18 protein-coding genes and 1 pseudogene are annotated in these 13473 nt (G+C 57.2%); 16 read left to right on the top strand and 3 right to left on the bottom strand.

The window, feature by feature from the left end; genetic code table 11:
* Nucleotides 1-15: 15 nt before the first annotated feature.
* The 10 genes from B8115_RS19255 (at nucleotide 16) to B8115_RS19210 (ending at nucleotide 6491) form a co-directional block, all read left to right on the top strand.
* Nucleotides 16-393 (top strand): CidA/LrgA family protein, encoded by a 378-nt coding sequence (locus B8115_RS19255; RefSeq protein WP_010629486.1) that lies wholly within the window; start codon nucleotides 16-18, stop codon nucleotides 391-393.
* Nucleotides 390-1097, top strand: coding sequence for an LrgB family protein (locus B8115_RS19250; protein WP_010629485.1), 708 nt, complete (start codon nucleotides 390-392; stop codon nucleotides 1095-1097). Before B8115_RS19255 ends, B8115_RS19250 begins: the two co-directional genes overlap by 4 nt.
* An 86-nt stretch (nucleotides 1098-1183) precedes the next feature.
* Nucleotides 1184-1729: an AAA family ATPase gene (locus B8115_RS19245; protein WP_010629484.1), complete on the top strand. Its 546-nt coding sequence runs from the start codon at nucleotides 1184-1186 to the stop codon at nucleotides 1727-1729.
* Nucleotides 1730-2192: 463 nt separating this feature from the next.
* Nucleotides 2193-2669: an RDD family protein gene (locus tag B8115_RS19240; RefSeq protein ID WP_010629483.1), complete on the top strand. Its 477-nt coding sequence runs from the start codon at nucleotides 2193-2195 to the stop codon at nucleotides 2667-2669.
* Nucleotides 2670-2833: 164 nt separating this feature from the next.
* Nucleotides 2834-3403: a sugar O-acetyltransferase gene (locus B8115_RS19235; RefSeq protein ID WP_010629482.1), complete on the top strand. Its 570-nt coding sequence runs from the start codon at nucleotides 2834-2836 to the stop codon at nucleotides 3401-3403.
* A gap of 20 nt (nucleotides 3404-3423) precedes the next feature.
* On the top strand, nucleotides 3424-3834 hold the full coding sequence (locus B8115_RS19230) for a fosfomycin resistance glutathione transferase (RefSeq protein ID WP_010629481.1): 411 nt from the start codon (nucleotides 3424-3426) through the stop codon (nucleotides 3832-3834).
* A gap of 64 nt (nucleotides 3835-3898) precedes the next feature.
* Nucleotides 3899-4486, top strand: a complete 588-nt coding sequence (locus B8115_RS19225) for a YdeI family protein (protein WP_010629480.1) — start codon at nucleotides 3899-3901, stop codon at nucleotides 4484-4486.
* Nucleotides 4487-4546: 60 nt separating this feature from the next.
* Nucleotides 4547-5380 carry an oxaloacetate decarboxylase gene (locus B8115_RS19220; RefSeq protein ID WP_010629479.1) on the top strand — a complete coding sequence of 278 codons (834 nt, stop codon included), beginning with the start codon at nucleotides 4547-4549 and terminating at the stop codon, nucleotides 5378-5380.
* A gap of 18 nt (nucleotides 5381-5398) precedes the next feature.
* Nucleotides 5399-5866, top strand: a complete 468-nt coding sequence (locus tag B8115_RS19215) for a hypothetical protein (protein WP_010629478.1) — start codon at nucleotides 5399-5401, stop codon at nucleotides 5864-5866.
* Between the two features lie 115 nt (nucleotides 5867-5981).
* Complete coding sequence (locus B8115_RS19210) at nucleotides 5982-6491, top strand: DUF6622 family protein (protein WP_010629477.1); 510 nt, start codon at nucleotides 5982-5984, stop codon at nucleotides 6489-6491.
* On the opposite strand, the gene B8115_RS19205 is transcribed toward B8115_RS19210, so the two are convergent.
* From B8115_RS19205 to B8115_RS23980, 3 genes and pseudogenes are all read right to left on the bottom strand, one after another.
* Nucleotides 6473-8287, bottom strand: coding sequence for an alpha/beta hydrolase (locus B8115_RS19205; protein WP_083861895.1), 1815 nt, complete (start codon nucleotides 8285-8287; stop codon nucleotides 6473-6475). The two genes, B8115_RS19210 and B8115_RS19205, sit on opposite strands and share 19 nt — an antisense overlap.
* Before the next feature lie 144 nt (nucleotides 8288-8431).
* On the bottom strand, nucleotides 8432-9079 hold the full coding sequence (locus B8115_RS19200; RefSeq protein WP_238539241.1) for a GGDEF domain-containing protein: 648 nt from the start codon (nucleotides 9077-9079) through the stop codon (nucleotides 8432-8434).
* 12 nt (nucleotides 9080-9091) lie between these two features.
* Nucleotides 9092-9495, bottom strand: a pseudogene (locus B8115_RS23980) (hypothetical protein); the annotation flags it as partial.
* Between the two features lie 350 nt (nucleotides 9496-9845).
* Here B8115_RS23980 and B8115_RS23665 point away from each other — a divergent pair.
* The 6 genes from B8115_RS23665 (at nucleotide 9846) to B8115_RS19180 (ending at nucleotide 13401) form a co-directional block, all read left to right on the top strand.
* On the top strand, nucleotides 9846-10004 hold the full coding sequence (locus tag B8115_RS23665) for a hypothetical protein (protein ID WP_010629473.1): 159 nt from the start codon (nucleotides 9846-9848) through the stop codon (nucleotides 10002-10004).
* Between the two features lie 260 nt (nucleotides 10005-10264).
* Nucleotides 10265-10957, top strand: coding sequence for a transposase (locus B8115_RS19195; RefSeq protein ID WP_010629472.1), 693 nt, complete (start codon nucleotides 10265-10267; stop codon nucleotides 10955-10957).
* Between the two features lie 354 nt (nucleotides 10958-11311).
* Nucleotides 11312-11749, top strand: a complete 438-nt coding sequence (locus tag B8115_RS19190; protein WP_051004673.1) for a GyrI-like domain-containing protein — start codon at nucleotides 11312-11314, stop codon at nucleotides 11747-11749.
* A gap of 87 nt (nucleotides 11750-11836) precedes the next feature.
* Nucleotides 11837-12508 (top strand): hypothetical protein, encoded by a 672-nt coding sequence (locus B8115_RS23475; protein WP_141638667.1) that lies wholly within the window; start codon nucleotides 11837-11839, stop codon nucleotides 12506-12508.
* A gap of 56 nt (nucleotides 12509-12564) precedes the next feature.
* A complete protein-coding gene (locus B8115_RS19185; RefSeq protein WP_010629470.1) occupies nucleotides 12565-13005 on the top strand; it encodes an SMI1/KNR4 family protein in 441 nt (146 codons plus the stop codon).
* A gap of 81 nt (nucleotides 13006-13086) precedes the next feature.
* Nucleotides 13087-13401, top strand: coding sequence for a hypothetical protein (locus B8115_RS19180; RefSeq protein WP_010629469.1), 315 nt, complete (start codon nucleotides 13087-13089; stop codon nucleotides 13399-13401).
* Nucleotides 13402-13473: the final 72 nt, after the last annotated feature.

Genomic DNA, 13473 nt, shown 5'->3' with positions numbered 1-13473 from the left:
TGCGGCGGAGATGGCATGAAGCTGTTGCGCGGTTTCCTCTGGCTACTTGGTTTCCAACTGCTCGGCCATGCCTTCGTCGAGCTGCTTTCACTGCCGGTTTCCCATGCCATGGCGGGGCTTTTGTTGCTGCTGACATGGCTGCTGGTCAAGCGGCGTTTGAACGAGAGCGTGGCCACCGCGAGCCAGGCGCTGATTCCTCTGCTCGCCATGCTGATCATGCCTGGAGTGGTGGGGGTGTTCTTCGTCATCGATGAGTTCGCCGGCCACTGGACGGCGGTAATGGTCGCGCTGGGGGTGGGCACCTTCCTCAGCGTGCTCACCACGCTGTGGCTGATGCTGCGATTCATGCCCAAGGAAGCCGATAGCGGCAACGAGCGGGAGCGCCTGTCTTGAACGCGCTGTACGACTCACTGCTCGACACACCCACCCTCGCCGTAGCGCTGACCCTGGCCGCCTACCTCGGCGGCGTGACCCTGTTCGAGCGCATGGGCCGGCCGAGCTGGTGTCCGGCGGTGCTGATCGGAGCCGTATTCACGGCAGCCGGCCTGTGGCTGCTACGCTACGACTTCGCCGACTACCAGCGCAACGTCGCCTGGCTCACTCTGCTACTGGGCCCAGCCACCGTGGCCTTGGCGGTACCGCTCTATCAGCAGCGTCAGCATATCTTCGCCCTGTGGAAGCCGATTCTCTGCAGCCTGCCGCTCGCCGCCGTGCTGGCGGCCTTCTATGCCGTACTCATTGCCTGGCTGCTGGGCGCTCCCCCCGCGGTGTTGGCCTCGCTGGCGCCCAAATCGGTTACCGCACCGCTGGCCATGGGCATACAGGAGCAGATCGGCGGCTCGCTCTCGCTGATGTTGGGCGGCCTGCTCATCACCGGCGTGCTCACCACCATCTTCGTCTCGCTGCTGGCGCGTCTGCTCAACATCACCGACCAGCGCATTCTCGGCTTCGCGCTGGGGGTGAACGGCCACGCCATCGGCATCGTGCGTGCCTTCGAACTCGGCCCCAAGGCCGGCGCGTTCGCCTCCCTCGGCATGAGCCTGGTCGGCGTATTCAGCGCACTTTTCTTGCCGCTGGCGTGGCGACTGCTGGCATAGCGTAGGCCATTAGGAAAGCTTTGCTCACCGGGTTGGTGCGGCATGCCTCTGGCTAGCGTTACAACACACGACAAGGAGTAGTGAACATGGAAAATAGAATTCATATCTTCGGTGCGTCAGGTGTCGGAAGTACGAGCCTGGGCGCGCTTGTGGCGGCGCGTCTCCAGGTGCCGCACCTGGATGTGGATGACTACTATTGGAAACGCACCGATCCGCCTTTCACACAAAAGCATTCTCCAGAGCAACGTGTGGCCTCGATCCTTGCCGATATGCAAGGCCACGATAGTTGGGTGCTGTCCGGTTCTCTCGTCAACTGGGGCAAGCCGCTCGAAGGCATGTTCACTTTGGCTGTATTTTTGCACCTGGATCCTGCGCTGCGAATGGAAAGGCTCCGCGAGCGTGAGCGTCGACGATACGGTAGCCGAGTCCATCCCACGGGTGATCTGTATGCACAGCACCAGGAGTTTCTCGAATGGGCAGCAAGTTACGATACTGCTGCTCCACCGATTCGCAGCCTGGCGCTACACGAAGAGTGGATCGAACAACTGCCGTGTTCGACTCTTAGACTAAACTCGATCCAATCAGCTAATGAATTGGCCGATGCGGTGCTTCAGAAATTGGCTGTTGAGTAGGTGATTTCCCGACTGTTCCGAGATATCGCCCCTCCCTGGTGACTTCGAGCTAGCTCCGTTCGTGGCTCGATTGGTGCTGCTGTCAAGTTTCTTGCTTGTCCGACGGGGAGGGTGGCGAGCTTTTTGTTCCCACTGACAATGGCAACGCTGTTTTTCTCCTCATGGGAGTGCACCCTTTTGTAGCTTTTTTATGAAAATTTTGTAGGAAATCAGCTATGCAGATGTAAGAAAAAGGCCCGTTCCATGCTGGGGATGGGTTTTTCCTATATTTAACAATTTCTTACGAAGTTAAGCTCTGAGGGTCTCAAGTGACCAGGCAGCGGGGTGATACTGAAAGAGTTTTTTGAGCTTTTGCGAATAACGGGCATGTTTTAAAATGGCAAAGTTAAAGCATAAAAAATGAGCAGGGTGGGTTTTTTTAATTTTCTTCTGGAAAAAGAAGATTTACGTCAAGGGAACTAGAATGAAAGATCAAGGGCTTGAATATGCAGGTTTTTGGGTCAGGACGGGAGCGACTATCATTGATGCCATTCTTCTTATGATGGTTACTTTTCCGGTGCTGATCTCAATTTATGGCTGGGGATATTTCGATCCGAATTTGTACGGGTTCGTTGCAGGGCCGGCTGATTTTCTAATTTCCTGGGTGCTTCCGGCAATAGGTATCGTTCTCTTTTGGGTCTACAAGCAGGCGACTCCAGGAAAAATGGCAGTGTCGGTGAAGGTTGTGGATGCAAGAACGGGTAACTCTCCCAGCGTTGGGCAGGCCATGGGGCGGTATCTCGCATATATACTTTCTAGCTTGCCTCTTGGCTTGGGCTTTCTGTGGGTTGCTTTCGATGGTAAAAAACAGGGATGGCATGACAAGCTGGCGGGCACTTTGGTCGTGCGTGAGGCTAAAAATGCTGTGCCTGTAGAGTTTGTGCAACCTAAGTCAGAGTAAAGATGCTATCACCTTGCTCCATCGGAGGTTCTCTGCCGGCTATTGATTATAGCCGGCTTTTTTTCTCTTATTATGCGAAGCGAATGCATTTTTGTATGCCTTGGCCAGAGGGAGAAAGAGCTGTAACGTACGTGAAGTTTGCTTGACCAGATAATGGGGAGACCATGTCCGAAAAACAGAAGATGCTGGCCGGTGAACTCTACGATCCGCGGGAAGCCCAGCTCCTGAGCGAGCGTCACCGTGCCCGCCTGTTGACCAAGGCCTTCAACGACACCAGCGACGCACAGGGAAAGGAGCGCAAGCGGCTGTTGAGCGAGCTGTTCGGCGCCATGGGCAAGGGCTGTTTCATCGAGCCGCCTTTCCACTGCGACTACGGCGGCAACATCACCCTGGGCGAGAAGGTCTTCTTCAACTTCAACTGCGTGATCCTCGACGTGGCGGAAGTCACCATCGGCAACCACACCATGTTCGGCCCGGGCGTGCAGATCTATACCGCTACCCACCCGCTCGATGCCGATGAGCGCCGCAGCGGCCTGGAAGCCGCCAAGCCGATCACCATCGGCGACGACGTGTGGATCGGCGGCGGCGCGATACTGTGCCCCGGCGTCACCATCGGCTCCCGCACGGTTATCGGTGCCGGCAGCGTGGTGACCAAGGACATCCCCGAAGACGTGTTCGCCGCCGGCAACCCTTGCCGGGTGATACGCACGCTCAAGGAAGAAACTCCTAGCTGAGGCTAACTGAGGAGTAGGGCATGATAATCGGCATCAATCACCTTACGCTCGCAGTTCGCGATCTCGAAGGCTCGTTCGACTTCTACACACGGGTGGTAGGGCTCCAACCGGTGGTGAAATGGGCTCGGGGTGCCTATCTTCAGGCTGGCGATGACTGGATCTGCCTGTCGCTCGACGACGAGGCGCGCACCGGCCCGCTGCCTGAATATACTCACGTCGCCTTCAGCGTCAGTAGAGAGGCCTTCGCCCGCTGTACCGACGCCATTCGCGAGCAGGCCGTGACGATCTGGAAGGAGAATCGCAGCGAAGGCGACTCCCTCTACTTTCTCGACCCGGACGGCCATAAGCTGGAGATTCACTCCGGTGATCTGCAAAGCCGCCTGGCGGCATTGAGAGATAACCCCTATGAAGGGTTGGAGTGGTTCATATAGCGGGGCCCAGGAGTGAGTAAGTACTGACTGGGTAGCCTCGTCGCCAATAACGAGAACAAGGACAATGAACGATACCAATCCAAAAGTGGAAGCTTTGCTGAGCCAGCCGCAATGGCATGACGAGCGCAAGAGGCTGCGCGCAATAGCGCTCTCATGCCAACTGACCGAGAGTGTGAAGTGGGACAAGCTTTGCTACTCGGTGCAGAACGGCAACGTAGCCATAATCTTCAGTATGAAAGACTACTGCGCACTCGGCTTTTTCAAGGGCAGCCTGCTGAAGAATTCTGAAGGAATTCTTGTTGCCCCTGGCGAGCACTCCCAGGCGATGCGCCAGGCTCGCTTCACACAGCTGGGCGAGATCGAAGCGCAGGCTGCCATATTAAAAGCCTATCTCCTCGAGGCCATCGAGCTGGAGAAGGCCGGTGCCAAGGTGGACTTCAGCGAGAAGCATGAGCTGACGTACCCGATAGAACTTCAGAGAGCGCTGGATGGAAACACTGCCCTGAAAGCTGCCTTTGAAGCGCTCACCCCCGGCCGTCAGAGAGGCTACATTCTGCATTTTTCCGGCGCCAAGCAATCGAGCACGCGAGCGTCACGAATCGAGAAGTGCATGCCCGATATTCTGGCCGGAAAGGGGTTAAACGGTCGTTGATACCGGACGTGATGGGTTAGTGAGTACTGACTGGGGTTGGTTGCGCCATTAGGAGGTGTCATGGTCGATCTTGAGTTAAGACGCGCGGAATTTGCCAGACTTCATGAGTCCGGTTGCTTCGTGATTCCCAATCCCTGGGATATCGGTACGGCGCGCTTTCTCCAGCACTGCGGTTTTCGCGCGCTGGCAACCACCAGCGCAGGATTTCAATTCAGCCAGGGCCAGGCCGACAGCGTGCTCGGTCTTTCTTGCGAAGCGGCACTTGCCCACATCACCGAAATGGTGAACGCCACCGATCTGCCGGTGAATGCGGATTTCCAGTCCGGCTATGCACACGAGCCCGAAGGCGTGGCGGCCAATGTCGCCCGCTGTGTCGGAACCGGCGTGGCCGGGCTCTCCATCGAAGACGCCACCGGAGAACCCGGGCAGCTATACGACCTGGCGCTCGCCGTGGAGCGCATCCGCGCTGCCCGCACTGCGATAGATGAGGCGGGAGCTCAGGTTCTGCTTACTGCACGGGCAGAAAGCTACCTGGTGGGCCAGCCGGAGCCCCTGAAGGACGTGTTACAACGTCTGACAGCCTACGCGGAGGCGGGCGCTGATGTGCTATTCGCCCCAGGGCCGCGAACGCGAGAGGAGCTGAGCGCCATCGTCAGTGCCGTCGCGCCCAAGCCGGTCAACGCCATCGTCATGGGCAATATGGGACTGACGGTGCAGGATCTCGCGGAACTCGGCGTACGGCGTATCAGCGTCGGCTCGGCCCTCGCGCGCACCGCATGGGGTGCCTTCATACGGGCCGCCAGAATGATGGCAGAGGGAGGGAGTTTCGAAGGCCTGGACGGCGCGGCGAGCTTCGATGAGTTGAACGCCATTTTTGAAACGCGGAAGGCGTAAAAGATAACGGGAGGATGAGTGCATCAGGAAGCCATCAAGTGGATCGCAGGTTTGCTGAGAAACAGAAACATCCCTTTTCTGATCTGTGGCGGACTGGCAGCAAAGGGGTACGGTTCCGGGCGCGATTTAAACGACGTCGACTTGTTCGTTCCCGGTGAGCGCTTCTTAGAAGTGGTAGAGGCGGGCCAGGAATTCATAACCAAGCCTGCTGCCCACTATCGGGAGGAAGGCTGGGACCTGACCTATGTACAGTTCAAATATGAAGGCATCAAGATCGAAGTAGGATGTGCCGCTGGAGCGAGCATCTTCGATAAGGAAAGCCAGACATGGATTCCGCTTGATATCGATTTCTCTCGCTATGAGACCAGGTACCTCCTCGGCGTGGAGCTTCCGCTGATGTTAAGAGAGGATCTGGTTCGCTATAAGCTGGCATTGTCACGACCGGTGGACGAGGAAGACGTCCGGGCAATTTGTGGGAAAGGGTAGGAGGGCCGTGTTGAAAGTCGGTCTTAGAAGGCCTTTTCCGGGTTAGTAAGCACTGACTGGAGGGGTTGGCTGCGCCTCGCTATGCTGGGGCGAAACACAACGCCAGGGAATACCGATGCTGATCGAGATAATAAGAAACACACCGCTATGGGTATGGCCGCTGCTGCTGTTTCTTCTCTACCGGGGCTATCAGCAGAGCCAGGACAGAACCATCGGCCTTTCCAAGCTGGGTATCATCCCGGCGATTTTTCTTTTGCTCGGGCTCTATGGCCTGATCCATGCGTTTGGCGCCGAGCCGGTAAGTCTCACGCTCTGGTTGCTCGGTATCGGCCTTGCCGTACTTCTTCATCTCAAGCTCGAGCTGCCCAGAGGCGTGAGTTTTTCACCGCAGGACCAAACCTTCCACGTGCCGGGAAGTTGGCTTCCGCTCGTGCTCATGATGACGATCTTCTGCGCCAAGTTTGCCGTTGGTGTAATGGTCGGCATGCAGCTTTCCATAGTCGATACGGCCGCCTTCGCCGCTGCCGTCAGTCTCGTATACGGCCTGCTCGGCGGTATGTTCCTGGGCCGAGCCGTGGTGATCTGGCGCGCCTCGCAACCCACCTCTCATGGCGCCAACACATAGCTTCCCGGCGCGTCGGTCAGGGGAGGGTACTGTTGGCTACCCATGCCTGGCGGCGGTACCTGCTCAGTAGAATGGGCCGCTAGCCACTGATGCCACGCCGGCCACCAGGAGCCGTCCTGCTCGGGCGTGATCTGCTGCCAGGTTTCCGGATCCAGGTACGTCTTGTCATGCTGTGGCGCAGACATCCGAAAGCGGCGGCCCGGATGCCCCGGCTCACTGACGATACCTGCGTTGTGCCCACCGCTGGTCAGCACGAAGGTTACCTCGTCGGTATCCGCCTGCAGATGGATCTTGTAGACGGACTTCCACGGAGCCACGTGATCGGTGATGGTACTGACGATGAACAGCGGCGCCCGAATGTCCTGAATCACGACCGGTCGGCCATCCACCCGATAGTGCCCATTGGCCAGATCGTTGTTCAGGAACAGCTGGCGCAGATACTCGGAATGCATGCGGTAGGGCATGCGAGTCAGGTCCGCATTCCAGGCCATGAGAGCATTCATGGGCTGACGTCCGCCGAGGAGGTAGTCATGCACGATGCGCGACCAGATCAGATCGTTGGAGCGCAGGATCTGGAAAGCGCCGGCCATCTGGTAGCCGTCGAGATAGCCCTGATCCCACATCATGTTTTCCAGGTACGAGACCTGGCTTTCGCCGATGAACAGCATCAATTCGCCAGCTTCAGTGAAGTCCACCTGAGTGGCCAGGGTGGTCAGGGAAGCCAGCCTCTCGTCGCCATCCCGCGCCATGGCCGCCGCCGCGATGGAAAGCAGCGTACCACCCAGACAGTAACCCACCCCGTGCACCCTGTGGCTGCCAGTGATGCCACAGACCGCATCCAGCGCCGCCATCGGCCCCAGCCGACGATAATCCTCCATGCCTAGGTCGTGATCCTCCGAGCCCGGGTTGCGCCAGGAGATCATGAAGACGGTATGGCCTTGATCCACCAAGTATTTGACCAATGACTGGGCGGGCGTGAGGTCGAGAATGTAATACTTCATTATCCAGGCGGGCACGATCAGCACCGGTTCCGCGTAAACCTGCTTCGTGGTTGGTGCGTACTGGATCAACTCGATCAGTTGGTTCCGGTAGACCACCTTGCCCGGGGTGACCGCCAGGTTCTTGCCTACGCGGAACGCCTCGGCACCGACCGGTGGTTTGCCGGACACGGCCCGCTCCCAGTCCTCGATGAAGTGCTGCCAACCCACCACCAGATTCTGTCCGCCGGTCGCCATAGTGGTAGCAACCACTTCAGGGTTCAACCACGGAGAGTTGGATGGCGAGTACCGGTCGAGTATCTGGCGTGTGATGAAGTTCACCACCCGCTCGCTCTCCGGCGACAGGCCGTCGATCTCGCTGGTGGCGTTGTGCCACCACTGCTGAGTCAGCAGAAAAGATTGATAGATCAGGTTGAACGGCCAACGCTGCCACTCCTCGCCGCTGAAGCGCTGGTCCTGCTCCAGCGGCTCGATACAGGCAGCGGCACCGGACCCCGCCGCCACGCGATTGAGGTATTGCCCGAAACGGGTGAGCTTGCGGTTGTACTTCTCGCCCAGCTCCAGTTGCTTGCCTGGGGAGAGCATCATGTGAACCAGCCACTCGAAATAGACGCTGGCCAGGCCGGCCGGGGTGATGCCGGCGGTCAGCCTGGCCAGGTTGGCCTTGAAGGCCCGGTCCAGGGCATGAGTGGAGTAGAACCCCGGGTTAGGTCTCTCCACGGTAGAGGGGAGTTCCACGCACCGCGCGGGCCTGGGGTCGATATCGGGAGCGGCCGGGTTTCGAGTATCCTGCGACATGACATGACCCCCGGTTCGAGGAGGAGCGACCGAAGGCGACGGCGGCCGCAGTGTACGGGATTGGTTGAGCACGAGGATTGCAGAAATCTCAGTGTAGGGTCGTATGATGAAATTTACAGGCAATATCCTTCGGTACGATAAGGATCACGAATCTGAGTTGATCGCACTTCTGGAATCTGAGCCAGACTGGAACTCTTTGGCTGCATTGTTGAGCAGCGCCCCCTCTCGCTCAACACCGGATTCCGCAATTGGACCGCGAACGCAGTTCCGTCCGCTCGCCTTGGCCTGGTACAGCCGTTTATCGGCGACTCGGCTGAGCGTGTCCAGGTCAAGCCCGTCTGGCCCGTATTCGGCGACGCCAATGCTGACGGTGAGCTTCAGAATCTTGCCCTGATATTCGATATCGAGTTGCTCCAGGCTCTGCCGCAGCACCTCGGCTACGGCGACGGCTCGCTTACCATCGGTGTTGTTCAGTAGTACCAGGAACTCCTCGCCGCCAAAGCGTGAGATCAGGTCGATCTCCCTCAGGCGCTGCTGCAGCATACGAGCGAAGGCGACCAGCACCGCGTCGCCGGCCTCGTGCCCGTACTCGTCGTTGATCCGTTTGAAGCGATCCAGGTCCAGCATCAGCAACGAGAGTGGGGTCCCATTGCGCCGCGCTTGTGCCTGCTCCCAGAGGAAGACGTCGATGAGACGCGCGCGATTGGCGAGCCCGGTCAGCGGATCGACCGTGGCCAGACGCGTCAACTTCAGCTCGGACCGTTCACGAGTACGTTCGTAGAAGTGCGACATGCCAAGGGTCGTCAGCGCGGCGATGATAGCGTTGGACATCACCTCCACCCGAATGAGTTCGGGGTTGCCGCCAAAGCGGTACAAAAAGAGGGCGGCGCCAACCCCCATATAGCCCACCGAGAGCAGCAGGCCCAGCCTGGAACCTAGCAGGAGGTGCGTGACGGCGGGATGACCAGCAGCCAGATGAAGGCGAACGGCGAGATATCCGGTCGGCTGAGCAGCAGAATCGTTACCGACAGCAGTATCAGCAAAAAGAGCAGGCACCATGTCTGGACTCGCCGTGTGCGACGAACCACGACCAGCAGGCCGGCGGCGAGAGTAGCAAGGGCAACCTGGATACCGCCGACCAACATCATGCCGTCGGGAAAGTTGAGCGCCGCAAAGACGAGCGCGCTGGCGATGGTGACCAGCAGCATGACCTGCAGCACCGACCGGCGATGTTCTTGATCTTCTTGATATGGGTGCATGCACGGAATCCTGCTCAGGTTTCATACGTAAAATCGGCAGTCAGCACATCCATGCAAGCCAGCGTGCCAAGGCGTGAAGGCCGCTCGCCAATTTTCCACATTGCGTGGCGTTTAGCCGTAGTTCCTTTCGCCAGCCTGGCGTAAGCCGTTTCTTACATCGTATAAGCTTTTGCCTACTTCGAAGCGACATAGGTCAATATTCAGGCCCGTTACGTAGAATTACACGATAGAAAGCGCTAGCGTGACCTAAGCAGCTGAAGCAAACGACACTAGCCGAATCGCTGAAACGAGATGTTGCTTTGGACTATTCGATCCTCTTTGAAGCCGCCAGACCGCTATGGTGGGTGCTGCCCCTCATCGTGCTCCTGGGCGTGCTCAAGTCCCGCTGGCTCAAGGGCATGTTCGGCGAAGCCTTCGTCAAGCTGATCGCCAAGGTGCGGCTGCCGGCGGAGGAGTAAGTGCCGGGAGGTGCAGGACGTGGCGTAGGGGAAGTATCAGGCTCAAGGTGCTACGGCACGAGCCGATGCTTTATTTGGCAAGGCTAGTGTGAATCAGTGCTTCGAATCGGATTTCAGCATCGTCCGATGAAGGCATACCGGCGGCCAGTAACCGCCAGAGTGGGAGGCCGATGAGCGGCATTCCTTGGCGGTAGCGTGCCTGAAATAAGGGACGGCATCACTTCCTCGTGGGATAGCGCCGCTGTTGGCCGGCGCGGTCTATGTACCTGCACCGCTTGGTCCCCGGCGACGCCTTGGGCGACGATGGCCGCTGGCATGGGGCACCTAGCCACTACCTGTTTCCGGTGCGGGCCCTGTCGCGCCACTTTCGCGGCCATCTGGTGAGTGCTCTGCGCCGGGCGGCGAATACTGGCGAGCTCCCCCGGGTCACTCGTCCCGGTGACGTGGATGTTCAGCTCAATGCTCTGATGGCCACCGAGTGGGTGGTCTACAGCAAGGACTGCCTCGAGCACACCCAAGCCGTGGTCCGTTACCTGGCACGCTACACGCGTCAGATCGCTATCAGCAACGCTCGCATCCTCGCCATGGACGATCATCAGGTCACCCTGCGCTACAAGGACTATCTCGACCGTGACCGGCACAAACGGCTCGTCCTTGATGGCGAAGAGTTCGTACGCCGCTTCCTGCTCCACGTGCTGCCCAAGGGGCTGATGCGGGTGCGTCACTACGGCTTTCTGGCCAATCGCTGCCGGCGACGACGCCTGGCACAGATCCGCCAAGCCCTGATGGTGGCGGAGGCGGCCCCTGAGACCGTTAGCACGGTCAGCGACAAGGCTCCCGCCTACACCTGCCCGCACTGTAGACGACCGACACTGCGCGTCACCGGGGCCCGTACCCCCCAGCGACCCACCCTCGGCCCATCCAACCACAGGGGGCAACGCTATCGAGCATAAGGTAACGTCAGACACACCATGGAGTTGGCCAGACAACGGACTCGACGCTCCGGCCCGCTGGCGGGCCGCGGCGGCACTCGCCCTGACGATGGAATTTGGCCAACAGGCGGGTTACGTTGGGAAAAATTGAGCCAGTAGGAGAGGGTAAACCGTGACCCACACCACTGCCCGAACGCGTCATAGCCGATCCGCCTTCATGCGATCAATAACCTCAGGCGGTACCTCGGCCAATACAATACCCCTATAGAAGCGGCGTAGCAGCCTGATGGACGGCTTAGTCCAACAGGCATTTATTCGCCATGCTGCGCACGGCGAATAAATGCTGAACAGTTATGAAATCTAGGAGACCGAATTGTGAGTGTTGTTCAGATTGAAGAAAAAGCCATAAATGGGATCAAAGTTCGCACAAAAAACGCTGATGAGATGAGCCCTGATTCATCAAAAATACCAGGTCTCTGGCAGCGTTTTTATGGTGACATTGCCCCAAAGCTGGAAAGAGAGGCGAGTATTTTTGGTGTCTACTGTAACTATGAATCAGATTTCACCGGTGAATTTGATGTGGTAGCCGGTTCTGACATGTTCGAAGGTGGCGTTGACTCTGTCACGATTCAGGCAGGAAAGTATTTGATTTTTGAAGGAAAGGGGAGCATGCCGCAGGCTGTTATCGATACTTGGTCTGAGATCTGGCGGTACTTTAGTTCAGGCGAGCCAGAATATGTTCGTGCTTATACTACTGACTTTGAGCTGTACAAAGGTGATAGTGAAATCCAGATATACATCTCTATCAAGTAGGGTTCCTAACAACGCGCATGTTGCCGGACTGGTTTCCGCTGCGCTTCAACCAGCCGCGAATGCGGGCGTTAGGCAAAAAGGTTGATCATGGATGCTGAACTAGTCACTGCTGAAAAATATGGTTTGTTTTGGGCTAGGTCGTTTGTAGAGGACGAGTCGGGGAGGCTTATTGCTGACGGACTCTACATTTATCAGCCAGATCGGTTTTGGGAACCATTCTGGGTGCTTTTCGACAGACTGGGTCAACTTAACGATTATTGTTTCAATCAGCTTGTGGCTTCGGAAACTAAGCTAAGCGAACTTCAAGCGGAACATGAACGCGCCATTGAGGATAAAGCCTCAGGAGCTGAAGTTTTCGATTATCTTTCGGAGCAAATTCCAGCTTGGGTAGATAATGTAGCTATCTTTGCAAAGGCTGCGCCGATCGTTCTTTTAGCTAGTTTTACCGAGTGGGGGTTGAAGCATATAGCGATAAGCCTCTTTAGAGGCTCACCCAAAAAGGCGGATCGCAGAATGAGTGACATCCAGTTTTATTCGGGTCATCTCGTTAGTTGTGGGCTTGAGGTAGAAAATATTGATGAGTTTCTTTCACGAGTTGGGATTTTCCGCTCAATAAGAAATAACTTTGCTCACGGAAAATGGAATGAGATAGAGAAAGATCTTCAAGGGATTAGCTTGAGAGAAGCGTTTACAGGCGTGTCCGATATGTTTGAGGCATTTGAGGATGCAGCATGGCGTAGAGAAGATGCACTTGCCTAACAATATGCCATGCACGCGACAAGCGCGTGATGGCGAGCGTTAGCGGTCAAAGACACATGGTCAGCATCTGTAAAATCATCAATTCGCTGCTGGATCCGCTCGTGTCCTGTGGGCCTGCGTCCAAGGAGCAGATCCACTCTGCGCAGAGCCAACTTGGGTTGCTTTTTCCACCAAGCTACATCGCATTTCTGCAGCGGTACGGTGCAGCGTTTGGTAATGGTGTCGGAATCGCCGGCCTCGCGCCAGACCCTATGGGGGAGCAGCCAATGTGGGAGGACGTAGTGAGCTCTACACTGATGTATCGTAGCCACAATGCCCTGCCCGGCGACTCCATCTACATATCTACGGATGGCGCGGATCACAGTTACTTCCTTTCTTGCAGCAAAACCAATCCGGACTTTGAGGGAAAGGTTATTGAATGGGGTCCAGCACATGGAGGAGGGACGGTTTATGCGGACAGCTTCATTTCGTTTGTTCAGCGCCAAGTTGACCGCTAACAATTCATTCAAGCCGACGCTGGACTTCTCCCACTTCAATAGACACGCATCGATAACTCTCCCCCTGACGAGAGGAAGAAAATGCTCATTGCTATCACTAAGTTCAAGTTGCCCAAGCCCGTCACTCGGGACGAGGCACGTAAAATCTTTCTGAGCACTGCTCCAAAGTATCAAGGCATGCCGGGCCTCTTCCGCAAGCACTACTTCATATGGGAGGACGGCTCCACCGTCGGAGGAGTCTATTTGTGGAGGTCGCGAGCGGATGCGGAGGCCCAGTATACTGACAGCTGGAAATCCTTCGTCCGGGAGAAGTACGGCACAGAACCGTCTATTACGTATCTCGACAACCTGATCACCGTCGACAACATCACCGACGAGATGCTCACGCATGAGTAGCTTGGCTCTTCTGTGCATCTCCCGGCCTTCCATGCAGACACCTAACCGGTCGTTACACCTGACATGCACCAG

The organism is Halomonas sp. KM-1, assembly GCF_000246875.1.
GTDB classification, from domain to species: domain Bacteria; phylum Pseudomonadota; class Gammaproteobacteria; order Pseudomonadales; family Halomonadaceae; genus Halomonas; species Halomonas aerodenitrificans.
This window is presented reverse-complemented; position numbering and strand designations above follow the sequence as displayed.

Bases quoted from the DNA above. Each gene is read 5' to 3' on its own strand.
- B8115_RS19255 (WP_010629486.1), top strand. From the start codon at position 16: ATGAAGCTGTTGCGCGGTTTCCTCTGGCTACTTGGTTTCCAACTGCTC.
- B8115_RS19245 (WP_010629484.1), top strand. From the start codon at position 1,184: ATGGAAAATAGAATTCATATCTTCGGTGCGTCAGGTGTCGGAAGTACG.
- B8115_RS19240 (WP_010629483.1), top strand. From the start codon at position 2,193: ATGAAAGATCAAGGGCTTGAATATGCAGGTTTTTGGGTCAGGACGGGA.
- B8115_RS19235 (WP_010629482.1), top strand. From the start codon at position 2,834: ATGTCCGAAAAACAGAAGATGCTGGCCGGTGAACTCTACGATCCGCGG.
- B8115_RS19230 (WP_010629481.1), top strand. From the start codon at position 3,424: ATGATAATCGGCATCAATCACCTTACGCTCGCAGTTCGCGATCTCGAA.
- B8115_RS19225 (WP_010629480.1), top strand. From the start codon at position 3,899: ATGAACGATACCAATCCAAAAGTGGAAGCTTTGCTGAGCCAGCCGCAA.
- B8115_RS19220 (WP_010629479.1), top strand. From the start codon at position 4,547: ATGGTCGATCTTGAGTTAAGACGCGCGGAATTTGCCAGACTTCATGAG.
- B8115_RS19210 (WP_010629477.1), top strand. From the start codon at position 5,982: ATGCTGATCGAGATAATAAGAAACACACCGCTATGGGTATGGCCGCTG.
- B8115_RS19205 (WP_083861895.1), bottom strand. From the start codon at position 8,287: ATGTCGCAGGATACTCGAAACCCGGCCGCTCCCGATATCGACCCCAGG.
- B8115_RS19200 (WP_238539241.1), bottom strand. From the start codon at position 9,079: ATGTCGCACTTCTACGAACGTACTCGTGAACGGTCCGAGCTGAAGTTG.
- B8115_RS19195 (WP_010629472.1), top strand. From the start codon at position 10,265: ATGTACCTGCACCGCTTGGTCCCCGGCGACGCCTTGGGCGACGATGGC.
- B8115_RS23475 (WP_141638667.1), top strand. From the start codon at position 11,837: ATGGATGCTGAACTAGTCACTGCTGAAAAATATGGTTTGTTTTGGGCT.
- B8115_RS19185 (WP_010629470.1), top strand. From the start codon at position 12,565: ATGGTCAGCATCTGTAAAATCATCAATTCGCTGCTGGATCCGCTCGTG.
- B8115_RS19180 (WP_010629469.1), top strand. From the start codon at position 13,087: ATGCTCATTGCTATCACTAAGTTCAAGTTGCCCAAGCCCGTCACTCGG.